A 13,530-nucleotide genomic window follows, 5' to 3' on the forward strand; every position below is an offset into this window, starting at 1 on the left:
AAAAGTATTTACTGTTAACTTTTAATAAATTTCACTGATTTTTTAGTGCCATCCAAAGTTTTAATGTTTAGGATATAAGTGCCAGACTCTATATTTTCAATACAAATTTTTGAATTGTACTTGTAGTATTTGGCTATCTCTCTCCCATCTAAACAATATAAGCTTATTTCTTCTATGTTTAGTACGTTATTAGTTTTAATAATGAGATAATCTTTTGCAGGATTAGGATATAAAATAATATTATTTTCCTTTGTAGTATAAATGGTGTTGGATAATAGATTGGCATCTGCAATCCACAAATTGATTCCTGCATTAGTACCATTTCCATTTACATCGGCATCTGCTTTAAAAATGAGTTTATCATTAATGTTAAAGAAATCATCAGGATTACCTTCACCGCTTCCAGAATCTATAGTGGTGTTTAGTAAGGTGCCTACTTCTGTTCCGTCAGAAGACCATAGCTCACCATCTTGCTCATCTTCTAAAACAGAATTACTGGTTATAAAAACACTTTCAAAAAAGAGCTTATCACCACCATTACCTAGTGAAGGATCGGTAACTAAACTGTCTTCCGGACCAGGATTGATGTCTCTTGTTAAATAGGTACCTTGAGGTGTGCCGTCTGTTCGCCAAAGCTCATAACCGTTTGCGTTAGTATATGCAGCAAAAAACAGTAATGTATTTGTCTTTTGAAATACATCTGCATACTCAAGTCCAGATGCCAAGATGCTACTCCCTGTAATAGTACCATTGGTTTTCCAAAGGTCTACAAAATTAAATGTTGTATCGTAGGCTGTGAAATATAGTTCATTATTGTATTCATAGAAGGGTTGGTCTGATGTATCATCACTTCTAAGATTTAAAAATATTTGTGTACCCGCTTCAGTGCCATCACTTTCCCAAATCTCATTACCCTGTGCAAAGTAGGCCTTACCATTGAAACTAGTAAGCTTGGTAATGCCAGAACTACCTGAAGTATCGATGTCTTTAACTAATTGCGTACCAGCACTTGTACCATCTGTAACCCATAGCTCTGTGCCATTCGTACCATCATTGGCTGTAAAAACAATTTTATTTCCTGCAATTTTTGTAAAATAATTAGGAAAACTACTCGCAGTACCTGGTCTAATATCCTTAACTAAAGTGATATTTCCAGGGGTGCCATCGCTACTATAGAGTTCAAAGCCCGTAGTAGTGTCTCCATAGAAAAATATAAAATTGGAATTTAGAGTAGCCACAGTTCTATGATCAAAGCCGATTTGTAAACTCGTAGCTGTTGGTGTTATAACAGGTATGCTATTAATACCATCGGTTTTATAAATAGTCCTAACATTAAGTTCATTTGCTAAATAATAAAGGTCGTTATTAAATACAAAAATTGGCGATGCATCAAAAACATCATCAGAATCAATAAAATCTATTGTACCAGATTCTGTTCCATCAGTTTTCCACATCGTGGAAAAAGTTAAAAAGTTTGATTTGCTTGCACTAAAATAATGATTGCCATTAAAGGTCAATCCAGGTCTAATTGTTTGATTGGTTTCATTGGAAGTACTAATTGTTTTAAGATGTGTAGCTTGAGAAAAGCTATTTAAAATAATTATAAAAGAACATATTAAAAAAAGGTATAGTTTTTTCATGGTGAACAATGGTATAAAAAGTTGATTTTTCTATTAATGACAACTTTATAAAAAAGTAAACCTGTTTAATCTATTTTTTTTAGAATATCTTTTGCAGCTTTGTATTTATAAGTTTTTTTACTGATAATTTGTTGAAGAAGTGCTTTGCTTTGTTCTATACTATTTGCTTTTAGGTAAGCTAAAGCTAAATACCAATTGCGATGCTCTGACACTTTATCTGAGTATTTCTGGTGAGTTTCCAATAATAAAATGGCTTTAGATGGATTTTCTAGTTGTAGCTCGCAAATAGCTTGATAAAACAAATAGTAGGATGTAGAAGTCGCTTTATATAAATCTTCAAATTTCTCAGAGGCTAGGGTGTAGTTTTTAGTATCGTAATATCTAAACGCCTCTGTTTTGTCGTCATCGGTTGCTTTGCCGCGTTCACTCGGTACTATAATATTGGTATAAGGTTCAAAATACTCAGTAAATAATTGGTTATTGTCAAGAGGTGTATTTTGTTGCCATATACCAAAAACTCCTAAAGCAATAATTATGGAAGCAGCAATGCGGGTTAGATAAAACGTGTAGGATTTCTTTGGTTGTTCTAATTGCTGTAACCTAGCTTTTAGCACATCTTTTTTCGCTGAAATAATGGCAGTTTTAACCTGTTGCTCTAGCTCAAACTGTGCTTTAAAAGTAGTGTCCATGCGCAATAGATTTTCAAACTCTAGCTTTTGTTGTACGTTGAGTTGGTCTTCAAAATAAAGTGCTATTAATTCTTCGTGCTTCATTTTAAGCGTTTACGAGTTGTTTTAGTTTTCGCAGGCATCTCGATTTTTGGCTTTTTACCACATGGGTATTGTCATAATTCTCAATATCTTTTATATCCTTTAGAGTTTTACCTTTAAAGTAAAACAGTTCTAGTATTAGCTGACATTGTTTTCCTAGTTTTTTAAATTTCGTTTTTACCAACTGCTCGCGTTCGGTTAAGACTTCATTATCTAAACTTAAATCATCTATTGTAATTTCGGCATTTATAGGTGTGTCTATAACCTTTAGTTTAGAATTCGTTCTTAAATACTCATAGATTTTAAATTTGCCAATACTAAACACATAGGTCTTAATGGAACTTGTAAACTCTTTTATTTTACCATTGAGCAAATTCTCATAAAAACTTAAAAAGGCCTCTTGATATATGTCTGTTATGTCTTCGTCTTTTAGAGAAAATGTTTTAGCAAAGGCTAAAAAATCATCTTTGTAAGCACAATAGAGGCTTTCAAAAGCTTTATCGCTGTCTTTTAATAATGTATCTAAAGAGGGCTCTTTAATCATTAATGTAGTTAGGGCTTAAAGGTAAACTCAAATTTAGAAAAAACATTTGGGAACATTATCAATTGAAAATTAATTGTAGACTAATGTTTACTTTTTTTCAATGTTGTCATGAATTGGAAACTATTAATAATTAAAATGTATTTAAAAATGAAAGTATTAACAACAGTTCTATTTATGTCTTTTGCAATTCTATCAACCTCATGTGGCAATGATGATGGCAACTCTAATGAAAGTACAAACGGAAGTTTTACTGCAAAAATCAACGGAACTAATTATGATGCCGAGTTCGTAAATGGATTTATAGTTGTTCTAGGAACTAACATATCCATAAGCGGCAGTGAGGCCAATGGTAATAATGTGGTTATTAATTTTCCTACTGATGCAGAAGCAGGAGATACATTTACTGTAGGAGGGTTGCAGTTTATTGGAAGTTATGATTCCAATAATGGTGATGGTGCAGTGGCCTCAGAAGGAACCCTTACTATCTCGGCCCATGATCCTGAGGCAAAAACCGTTTCAGGAACATTTAATTTTATTGCTGAACCGCTAGCTTCTGGAGGGACAAGCTATAATATAACAGAAGGTCGTTTCAGTTCTTCGTATGACGAACTGTGATATAATATTTGAGTTGCGTACAATAGTGTGTTTAAATACCTTAATGTGTTTAAGTGCACTATTTTCTTTTTTGTAAAGTTTCGATTTTCTTAGAAATTCTAAGAATCTGCAATAAAATTATAGCGCATAATGCAGCAATAATAGTCAAAATTGCTGTGTAGCTTTCGCCTTCAAAAAGTGCATCAAAATTCAACTTGGTCGAATTAAAGACAATTAAGGCGAATGCAATGATTGACAAGACAGCAGTAAATATTTTCATGATAATAGTGTAAGTATTATGTGAATAAAACTTTAATATTTGCAGCGAATAACTTCACTGCTATGGCTAACAAAATTACACCAAAAACTTTTCTTATAATGTTAATGCCATTTTTTCCTATAACGCGTTCAATCTTTGCGGAGGTTTTAAGAACTATATAGATAAATATGACGTTGATAATAACGGCAACGATTATATTCTCTGTTCTGAATTCAGCTCGTAATGATAAAAGTGTAGTTAAACTTCCTGGTCCAGCAATCAGTGGAAATGCCAGCGGAAATACGGAAGCTGTAATGGCATCATCGTCATTGTCTTTATAAAGCGTAATGCCCAGAACCATCTCTAGTGCAATAAAAAACAAGACAAAGGCACCAGCAACAGCAAAGGAGTTTACATCAATACCAATCAAAGACAACATACTTTTCCCCAAGAACAAAAATGCGATCATAATGACACCAGCAATAAGAGACGCCTTTTCACTTTGTATGTGTCCAACCTTTTTACGTAAATCGATAATAATAGGAATATTGCCAATAATATCAATTACGGCAAAAAGCACCATAAATGCTGTAAATATTTCCTTGAAATTTAATTCCATTACATTCAATTTTGAAATTTGCCGCAAAGGTGCGACTTAATTACTAATTTTCAATATTAAATTACAGTAAAGTTATCTATTTTTGCGGCATGTTTCAATTGGGGAAAACAATCGTTTCTGAGGACATTATCAAGAAAGATTTTGTATGTAATTTGTCGGCTTGTAAAGGTGCCTGTTGTGTCGACGGTGATGCTGGCGCTCCACTAGATAAAGATGAAGTAAAAATTCTCGAAGACATCTATCCAAAAGTCAAACCGTTTCTTAGAAAAGAAAGTATCGAGGTCATCGAGGCACAGGGTACTTCTGTAACTACAGCCTTTGGTGACTTAGAAACTCCTCTCATTAATGGCGCAGAATGTGCGTATGTTATTTTTGATGAAAAAAGCACAGCACTTTGTGCTATTGAAGAAGCCTACAACCAAGGTGAAATAAATTGGAAGAAACCTGTGTCTTGCCATTTGTATCCGGTCCGAGTTAAAGATTATTCTGAATTTTCTGGAGTTAATTATGAGCGTTGGGAAATTTGCGATGATGCCTGTTCACTTGGTAAGGAATTGCAAGTGCCTATCTACAAATTTGTGAAAGAAGCTCTGATTAGAAAATTCGGAGAAGATTGGTACGCAGAACTTGAGAAAGTTGCGGAAACGCTGCAGTAGTTCCTAAAAGGTATACGTTATCTATTTATACAAAATTTCAAGCCAACTATACATTAAGGTTTTATAGCTCTCGATGAAAAATGTAATTTACTGTTTTACAATAATTTAATTCAGTAATTATGAAAGTAATGAAGCCAAAACATTTAGGTATGCTTGTCATCTGTTTGTTAGTGACACAGACAACTATAGCACAATTCGGAAAAGCCAGTAAGGTAAAGTTGCCAGATACTTACGACTTTGACTACATCTATAAGCTTAAGATGACCCATAAAAAAGGTGACATAACATTTGATTATTATTTAAAAGAAGACGCTAAGTATTTTGGATTTGACAGTGAAGAAATGTCTAAAGGCAGTAAAGACACTAAAATGTTTATGGTTATGGACACTGACCTAGAAGTCACTGCAATGTTTATGGAGATGATGGGTAAAAAAGTAGTACAAAAAACAAAGATAAAACCTTCGGATTTGGACTCTGATGAAGACATGTCTGATTATACATTTACTGAAATAGATTCCGAGACCATAAATGGCTATGAGTGCGAGGGCTATATAAGTGAAAATGATAAGCATAAAATTACTTTTTACATAACAGATGACGTAACTGTGAGTTTCAATCAAGTTTTTGGTAGCAATACTAAAAATATGCCTAAGGGTTTCAATCCTGCTTTAATGAAAAAATATGCAGAAAATGGCCTAATGATGAAAATGATTTTTGAAGATAAAAAGAAATCCAAAAACAGTATGACTATGGAATGCACAGGGTTAGAAAAAACCGGTTTCTCAATTGACACTACAGAATATGGCTCAATGATGAGTGCTTTTGGAGGATAGGCTGTTTAAGATGGTATGTTTAGAGTCACCTTAGTACCTATGGCGGTATGATTGTCATAAAGATCTTCGATATCCAAGGAATAGGAATTTTCAAATGCCTTGGAGAAGTTGGCCAAACGTGCTTTTGTAATGTCTATGCCAACAGACTTTCGCTTTAGCTTTTTGTTATCCTTGATTTTTTTGGAGGCAATACGGCCAATACCATTATCGACAATTTCGAAAGTGATGTAGCCTTTCCTGTTTTTATAAACATTTAAGTCAATTCTTTTGTCATTGGATTTGGATGATAGCCCATGCCAAAGCGAATTTTCTAAAAACGGCTGTAAGACTAAGGAAGGTACTTTAGTCACCTCTGTATTTATGGACTCATCAACATCGATTGTGAAATCTATTTCATTGTCAAAACGAATATTTTCAATATTCATGTAGAGTTGCATGGTGTCTAGTTCTTCTTGTAGAGTGGACTCTTTTTCCTTTGATGCAATTAGTATTTTACGAATCAATTTTGAAAACTTATTGAGATAATAAACTGCGTTTTCCTTATCGTTATTTATAATGTATAGTTTTATGGAATTCAATGAATTAAAGATAAAATGAGGATTCATCTGACTTCTCAGCATGTCTTGTTCCAAAGTTAAAATATGTTTATCGCGTTTTAGACTCCTATTTCTGTTAATAATGAACAATGCAATACCCATTATTAGCAATGCCAACATAGAATACCAAAAGATACTTTTGTTGCGCTCCAAACGTTTTCTAACGGCTTCGTTTTCTGAGGCTAAAGCTTTTATTTGATTGTTTTTGTTTTCGTTTTCATATTCAAGAACAATATCATTAACATACTGAAGATTCTGCTCTGTCAATATGGTATTCTCAATGTCCACTGCATTTTGATAATACTCTAAGGCAGCCTTATAATTTCCTTTCTTTTGATTGATTTCTGAAAGCAGTTTACTACCATCAGCAACAGACGATTTTAAATTATAGATATGGGCGACACCAATACCTTTTTTGACGTTTTTCTCAGCTTCAGAAATTTGATTAAGTGCCAGTTCTAATTGCCCTAGATTAATATAAGATGAGGCTATATAGAACTGATCTTTTAGTGCCAATGCTTTTTTTAGTGCGTCTCTAATGATGGGTTCCGCTTTTTTATAATCTTCTTTTTTAAGATATATGCTACCAATACTATTAAAGCAAATCATTCTGCCGACATCAGAATTTATAGCTTCGTTATAAAACAATGATCTTTCATAATTGGCTAGGGCAATGTCAAGATTACCTTTGGCGTCTTCTGCATAGCCAATGTTATGATAATTAATGGCCAAGCCTAATTTATTACCTGCTTTTTCTTCTATTTGGAGCGATTTTTTAAACTGGATCAATGCAACATCATATTGCTTGAGTGCTAAATAAATATTACCAATACTATTTTGAGATACTGCAATATTATATTCTACGGTTGGTGTAGGATCTTTAATCGCATATGCAATCTTTAAAGCTTCAGTATGATAATCTAAAGCGGATTTTATAATATCCATGCGCCTATAAGCTACGCCAATCATATTAAGGCTTACAATTCTTAACTCGTCACTATCTGCCTTGTCTGCAAAGGATTTTGCTTCTTCATGAAGCGCTATGGATTTGTCATAATTAGAAATGTCTCTGTTAATGATGCCAAGGGTGTTTAGCGCATAACTACTGCCGTGGTTATAGGCTTTAAGCCTTGAAATTTCTAGTACCCGTTTCATCTTTAAACTGTCCTTTTCAAAAGCTTCTAGCATAGAGTCTATGCCAATATAGGTTTTTGGTTGATTTTTCGTAAGATGATCTAATGCGGTTTCAAAGTTCAAATCTTGTCCATTTCCGTTTAGTGCACAGCACAGAGCAAGGAACATAAAAAATGAAAAACGATATGGGAGCCTAGCAATCAATCTAATACAGTTTTGGATTATAGTTTTTCAAGAAAATCAGATTTTCTTTGTCTGGCAACAGGGATTTTGTGGTCACTATCCATGACCACATAACCTTCATTTTTTATGAAGGCCTTTATTTTATTGAGATTAATGATGTATGAGTTATGGATTCTGAAAAAATAGTGATCAGGCAGAATCGCATCAACTTCTTTCAGTTTTTTTGTAATAACTATTTTCTTTTTTTCGTTAAGAAAAAGTGTGCTATAATTACCATCGGATTCTACATAGATAATATCATCTACATCTAAAAACAATAATTTGCCATCTGTATTGATAGTAATGCGTTTTTTGTCAAATTTAGAATTAAAATTAGAAAGCATGCGTTCTAATTTTTCGGCATTGAGGTTACGATCACTATGCTTTTTTATTTTAGCAATAGTTTCCCTTAGATCATCAGAATCAATAGGCTTTAAAAGATAATCAATGGCCTCATGTTTTAAAGCCTTAATAGCATATTCATCGTAGGCTGTAGTTATTACGACCGCAAAATTGATCTGCTCTAACTGCTCCAAAAACTGAAACCCACCAATGGTAGGCATTTGTACATCCAGGAACAGACAATCAGGTGTGTTCGAAGCTAAATACTTCAATGCGTCCTCAGGACTTGTAAAGGATTGTGCAACTACGATGTCTTCCTTGAAGTTACTTAACTCCCAAATTAAACTTTGTATGGCCTTAGGCTCATCGTCAACTATAACTGCTTTTAACATGGCTAAATTTATAGAATATAAATATATACATATATTAAGTTTGACAGGATTTTTATGTATACGATGTAAGGTTTTCTGTATAAAATGCCGAAAACTTGTAGTCTAAATTTTAATTTTCCATTTATACACTTTTTTTTACCAATTATACATTGCGATTAAAAAATCAACCGATTAATGGTGATATTTGAATTGAAACTGACCAAATATTGAGCATAAATGGGGGTTTGTTCTCAATATTTAAACTCAAATGGAAAAAATCAGGATTTTAAAGATCAGGATTTTCAATTTTGGGTGTTAATTTAATATAAGCAATTTTAGGGTTGCTTTTTCATTACTTAGTTAGTTATTAGGGATAAAAAGGGCGTTTTTTGAACGCTCTTTTTTGTTTTACATTTTTGACAATTAAATTATAAAACCATCAATAAACACGGTTACTAGTCGTTATTTTTGTATGATTAAACTTACGTAATTATAATTCAGACGTACATCTTAAATAATTGATTTTCAAATAGTTAAAATTAAATTTCACAAAACATTAGGTTTTATAGGCAATACCTTGGTTTGTTAAAAACTTGTTGACAACGTTTATGGTATTGGCTTTTAATTTTAAAGACAATTATCAATCTTTGTTCAGGGCAAAGTAGAAAACAGATTTAATAGCAATTTTTAGTTCTATTTTAGAAATTTCTGTTTTTCGAAAATTTCACGTCCATTTTTATTCCTCATAAAGGGAAAATTTAACACAATTTACAGCATTTGCTAATAGGATTAGGGATAATCAATCAATTATTCCAAAGCCCGTTTAGCCTCTAAAATTAAGAACAAACTATGGAAACCAAACAATTAGAGATCACGGAAATTATCAAGAGAGATTATGAAACAAGTCCATTTGTTTTAAATAAAATTTCTAATGCCGTTGAAAAGGCAATGATGTCTGTTGGTAACGGTACCAAAGAAGATGCCAATACCATTGCTGTTAAAGTATTGCAAGAGTTATTGGACAGAAAAGGTAAAGACTATAAATATGTGCCAACTGTTGAAGAGGTACAGGATCTCGTTGAGGTTAAACTCATGGATAGCCAGTTTTTGGATGTCGCTAAGGCCTACATTCTATATAGAGATGAGCAGGCCAGAAATAGAAAGACGAATATTTTTGAAAAACGTATTAATTTAAAACCATACGAGTATCCAGCATTAAACGAATATGTTGATGCGATTAGACATTCCTATTGGATACACTCAGAATTTAATTTCACAAGCGATATTCAGGATTTTAAAACAAGGCTTACGGTAGTAGAGCAAAATGCAATCAAGAATACAATGCTAGCGATTTCTCAAATTGAAGTTGCAGTGAAATCTTTTTGGGGAGATATCTACCATAAAATGCCAAAACCAGAAATAGGATCTGTAGGAGCGACGTTTGCAGAAAGTGAAGTACGTCACCATGATGCTTATTCTCACTTATTGGAAATTCTGGGCCTTAATAATGAGTTTAAAAGGTTAAAGAAGAATCCAGTGATAATGCGTCGAGTGCATTATTTGGAAACGGCTTTAAAAAATGCCAAAAGCGAAGATAACAAGGAGTACGCAGAATCAATTTTATTGTTCTCGCTTTTCATCGAGCATGTATCATTGTTTTCACAATTTTTAATCATCATGGCATTCAACAAACACAAGAACATGCTTAAAGGTATTTCTAATGTGGTGGAAGCAACTTCTAAAGAAGAGCAAATACATGGCGATTTTGGTATCGATGTCATCAGAATTATTAAAGACGAAAACCCTACGTGGTTTGGAGAAGAATACAATACGATTGTTAAGGTAATGTGTCAAGAGGCTTTTGAATCTGAAAGTAGAATTGTGGATTGGATTTTTGAAGCAGGTGAGTTGGATTTCCTACCTAAGAATGTTATCAATGAATTTATAAAAAACAGGTTCAATAATTCATTAGAAAGTATAGGTATCGAAAAGGTATTTGAAATTGATAATAGCCTATTAGAACAAACCGAATGGTTTGATGATGAAATTATTGGTACTAAACACGGCGATTTCTTTGTGAAACGCTCTATTAACTATAGCAAAAGAACTAAAAGTATAACTAGCGACGACTTATTTTAATTAAACCATGAACGACAAAACTAACTTAAACCTCGAAAACCAAGTAGTAAACCCTCAATCTACAATAACTTCACCACATGATGAATTAATTAAAGCCAGAAAAGAAGCCATTAAAGAGGCAAAAACAGAGCCCGAAATAAAATGGCTCACAGATCATAGTCGTAAATTTTTATCATCTGGTTACCTTACTGAAGGTGCCACACCTGAGGCAAGAATTAGAGAAATAGCTGATAATGCAGAAAGAATCTTAAAGATTGACGGTTTTGCAGATAAGTTTTATGGTTATATGGCAGAAGGTTTTTACTCATTAGCATCACCTGTGTGGTCTAATTTTGGTAAAAAACGTGGCTTACCAATCAGTTGTTTCGGTTCGCATATTTCTGATGATATGGGTGATATACTTTACACGCAATCAGAAGTTGGAATGATGTCTAAATTAGGAGGCGGTACATCTGGGTATTTCGGTAAACTTCGTCATAGAGGCGCTCCAGTAAAAAATAACGGAGAATCTTCAGGCGCTGTGCATATCATGCAGCTGTTCGAAAAAATGGTTGATGTCGTAAGTCAGGGTTCTGTAAGAAGAGGTCGTTTTTCCCCATATCTACCAATTGAACATAATGATATACACGAATTTTTAGAAATTGGAACAGAAGGTAATCCAATACAAGAGTTAACACATGGTGTTACTGTTGGCAATGAATGGATGCAAGAAATGATCGATGGTGATACAGAAAAAAGAGCTATTTGGGCGAAAGTATTGCAACGAAGAGGTGAAATAGGGTATCCTTATATTTTCTTTAAGGATAATGCGAATAATACAGCACCTGAAGTTTACCAGGAGAACAAGCATGAAATCTATGCGAGTAACTTGTGCTCGGAGATTATGTTGCCAACAAACGATAGATGGTCTTTTGTATGCGTATTATCTTCAATAAATTTATTGCATTACGACAAGTGGAAAAATACGGATGCTGTAGAAACTATGATCTATTTCTTAGATGCAGTTTTGGAAGAATTTGTAACAAAACTTGAAGTGTTTAGAGATTCACCAGATCGTGATGATCAGCAGACATTCCTATTCATGGAGAAAGCCTATAACTTCGCTAAGGAAAATAGAGCGCTTGGTATGGGAGCTTTAGGGTGGCATTCTTTATTACAATCAAAAATGTTACCGTTTGATAGTGCTGAAGCTTTTAACCTTAATAGCGAAATCTTTAAGACCATAAAAGAGAAGTCGGTTAAAGCCTCTGAAGAGTTGGCAAAACTGTTTGGAGAGCCAGAGGTATTGAAAGGATACGGAAGACGTAATGCGACGTTGAATGCTGTAGCTCCAACTACATCTTCTGCATTTATCTTAGGACAAGTATCTCAAGGTATTGAGCCAATATGGTCTAACAGTTATGTTAAGGATATTGCTAAAATCAAGACAACAATTAAAAACCCATTCTTAAAAGCACTTTTAGCAGAAAAGGGAATGGATACGCCTGAGATCTGGAAAAGTATACGTGATTACGATGGCTCGGTACAACACTTAGAAGGCTTAACAGAACTTGAAAAAGACGTCTTTAAAACCTATTCTGAAATTGACCAAATGACTATCATTTATCAGGCGGCAAATAGACAGAACCACATAGATCAAGGACAGTCTTTAAATATTATGGTACACCCAGATATGCCAGTTAAGGATATCAATAAAATTTATGTCACTGCTTGGCAGCTAGGTGTGAAGTCATTGTACTACCAACATAGCATGAACGCTGCACAGAAATTCAAACAAAAGAAAGAATGTGCTAGTTGTGAAGGCTAAAGTATTCCTTTGAAAAAGGAATCTTAATTAAAATTAAAAAAAGCATCTCAGAAACGAGATGCTTTTTTATTATAATGATCTAGGATAGTTTTAAAGTTTACAATAAATACTAATTAAATAAAAGGTGCTTCTATTGGTAGCACTTTTACCTTTCGGTTTTCAATATCATATTCATCGCCATTAGAAAGCACATGTACGATCATATTCGCCATGGTCATTGGTGTGCCTTCTTTTAAGATTTTTTCATTGTTATGCGTCAAGGTGCTGCCATCAAAAACAATCACCATTCCAGAGCCAATCACAGTACAGTCATTACCATTTTTAATAATCATACCAGTATCTTCAGCTAAACCAAAACCTATAAGATTTGGGAATTTGGCTACAGCCTCCGATTGTCTCCCAAAACGACCACGTCTAATAAAATGAGTGTCTATAATTAACTCAGGAATCAAACCTAAGCCATTATACATGTTAACAGCGCCTTTAATAAAGGATTCAGAAGCACTGCCTCCTGCAATCATTTCTTTAGCCATAGCCATAGCACCAGCACTGGTACCGGCAATCACAAAACCCTCTTCGTTTTCGTAACGCTTTGCTAAAATATTATGGATGGTCGTATCACCAATTTTATCTCTAATTTTAGATTGGTCGCCACCAGAGAACATCACACAATCTGCATTTTTAATCAAGGAAATAGCATGTTCGGTTTCAGAATCTTCTTGAGAACGAATATCCAAGACTTCCACGTTTTTACAACCTAAAGTCGAAAATGCCGCTAAATAATTTTCGCCAACCTCTACGGGAATACTAGATGCAGTGGGAATTACAACAATATTGGCGCCATTCCCGCCAGCTTCCTTTACGACATGATACAGAATTCCTTCCTCTATAAATTCAAGCGTGTACATTTCATCAGCTTCAATACCTTTATCTTCATTTCCACCAATTGGTATCAGCGTTCCTTTTGCTTTCTGCATAATTTAAGTCTAAAATATTGGTCAAAA

At 33.8% G+C, this 13,530-nt stretch carries 12 protein-coding genes; 5 read left to right on the plus strand and 7 right to left on the minus strand.

Features of this window, described 5'->3' with window-relative positions:
• Positions 1 to 14: 14 nt before the first annotated feature.
• The 3 genes from H7F21_RS03580 to H7F21_RS03590 all read right to left on the minus strand — a co-directional run bounded on the left by H7F21_RS03580 (position 15) and on the right by H7F21_RS03590 (position 2,954).
• Entirely contained in the window at positions 15 to 1,640 is a 1,626-nt protein-coding gene (locus tag H7F21_RS03580; protein WP_185787849.1) for a T9SS type A sorting domain-containing protein, read from the minus strand.
• 65 nt (positions 1,641 to 1,705) lie between these two features.
• Positions 1,706 to 2,413 carry a hypothetical protein gene (locus H7F21_RS03585; RefSeq protein ID WP_185787850.1) on the minus strand — a complete coding sequence of 236 codons (708 nt, stop codon included), beginning with the start codon at positions 2,411 to 2,413 and terminating at the stop codon, positions 1,706 to 1,708.
• A 1-nt stretch (position 2,414) separates the two neighbouring features.
• The gene (locus H7F21_RS03590; protein ID WP_185787851.1) at positions 2,415 to 2,954 is read right to left on the minus strand and encodes an RNA polymerase sigma factor; all 540 of its coding nucleotides are present in this window, start codon (positions 2,952 to 2,954) and stop codon (positions 2,415 to 2,417) included.
• A gap of 147 nt (positions 2,955 to 3,101) precedes the next feature.
• On the opposite strand from H7F21_RS03590, the gene H7F21_RS03595 reads away from it, so the two are divergent.
• Positions 3,102 to 3,569, plus strand: a complete 468-nt coding sequence (locus H7F21_RS03595; RefSeq protein ID WP_185787852.1) for a DUF6252 domain-containing protein — start codon at positions 3,102 to 3,104, stop codon at positions 3,567 to 3,569.
• 275 nt (positions 3,570 to 3,844) lie between these two features.
• On the opposite strand, the gene H7F21_RS03600 is transcribed toward H7F21_RS03595, so the two are convergent.
• Complete coding sequence (locus H7F21_RS03600; RefSeq protein ID WP_185787853.1) at positions 3,845 to 4,426, minus strand: MarC family protein; 582 nt, start codon at positions 4,424 to 4,426, stop codon at positions 3,845 to 3,847.
• An 89-nt stretch (positions 4,427 to 4,515) separates the two neighbouring features.
• On the opposite strand from H7F21_RS03600, the gene H7F21_RS03605 reads away from it, so the two are divergent.
• Complete coding sequence (locus H7F21_RS03605; RefSeq protein WP_185787854.1) at positions 4,516 to 5,082, plus strand: DUF3109 family protein; 567 nt, start codon at positions 4,516 to 4,518, stop codon at positions 5,080 to 5,082.
• A gap of 119 nt (positions 5,083 to 5,201) precedes the next feature.
• The gene (locus H7F21_RS03610; protein ID WP_185787855.1) at positions 5,202 to 5,915 is read left to right on the plus strand and encodes a DUF4412 domain-containing protein; all 714 of its coding nucleotides are present in this window, start codon (positions 5,202 to 5,204) and stop codon (positions 5,913 to 5,915) included.
• A 5-nt stretch (positions 5,916 to 5,920) separates the two neighbouring features.
• Here the strand turns inward: H7F21_RS03610 and H7F21_RS03615 are convergent, their stop codons facing one another.
• Entirely contained in the window at positions 5,921 to 7,849 is a 1,929-nt protein-coding gene (locus tag H7F21_RS03615; protein ID WP_246431412.1) for a tetratricopeptide repeat-containing sensor histidine kinase, read from the minus strand.
• Positions 7,850 to 7,866: 17 nt separating this feature from the next.
• Positions 7,867 to 8,601 (minus strand): LytR/AlgR family response regulator transcription factor, encoded by a 735-nt coding sequence (locus tag H7F21_RS03620; RefSeq protein WP_185787856.1) that lies wholly within the window; start codon positions 8,599 to 8,601, stop codon positions 7,867 to 7,869.
• Positions 8,602 to 9,429: 828 nt separating this feature from the next.
• Here H7F21_RS03620 and H7F21_RS03625 point away from each other — a divergent pair.
• Positions 9,430 to 10,719 (plus strand): ribonucleotide-diphosphate reductase subunit beta, encoded by a 1,290-nt coding sequence (locus H7F21_RS03625; RefSeq protein ID WP_185787857.1) that lies wholly within the window; start codon positions 9,430 to 9,432, stop codon positions 10,717 to 10,719.
• Positions 10,720 to 10,726: 7 nt separating this feature from the next.
• Positions 10,727 to 12,526, plus strand: coding sequence for a ribonucleoside-diphosphate reductase subunit alpha (locus H7F21_RS03630; RefSeq protein WP_185787858.1), 1,800 nt, complete (start codon positions 10,727 to 10,729; stop codon positions 12,524 to 12,526).
• Between the two features lie 113 nt (positions 12,527 to 12,639).
• On the opposite strand, the gene H7F21_RS03635 is transcribed toward H7F21_RS03630, so the two are convergent.
• Positions 12,640 to 13,503 carry a cyanophycinase gene (locus H7F21_RS03635; RefSeq protein WP_185787859.1) on the minus strand — a complete coding sequence of 288 codons (864 nt, stop codon included), beginning with the start codon at positions 13,501 to 13,503 and terminating at the stop codon, positions 12,640 to 12,642.
• Positions 13,504 to 13,530: the final 27 nt, after the last annotated feature.

The sequence above is a fragment of the Winogradskyella flava genome (genome assembly GCF_014243395.1).
GTDB lineage: Bacteria > Bacteroidota > Bacteroidia > Flavobacteriales > Flavobacteriaceae > Winogradskyella > Winogradskyella flava.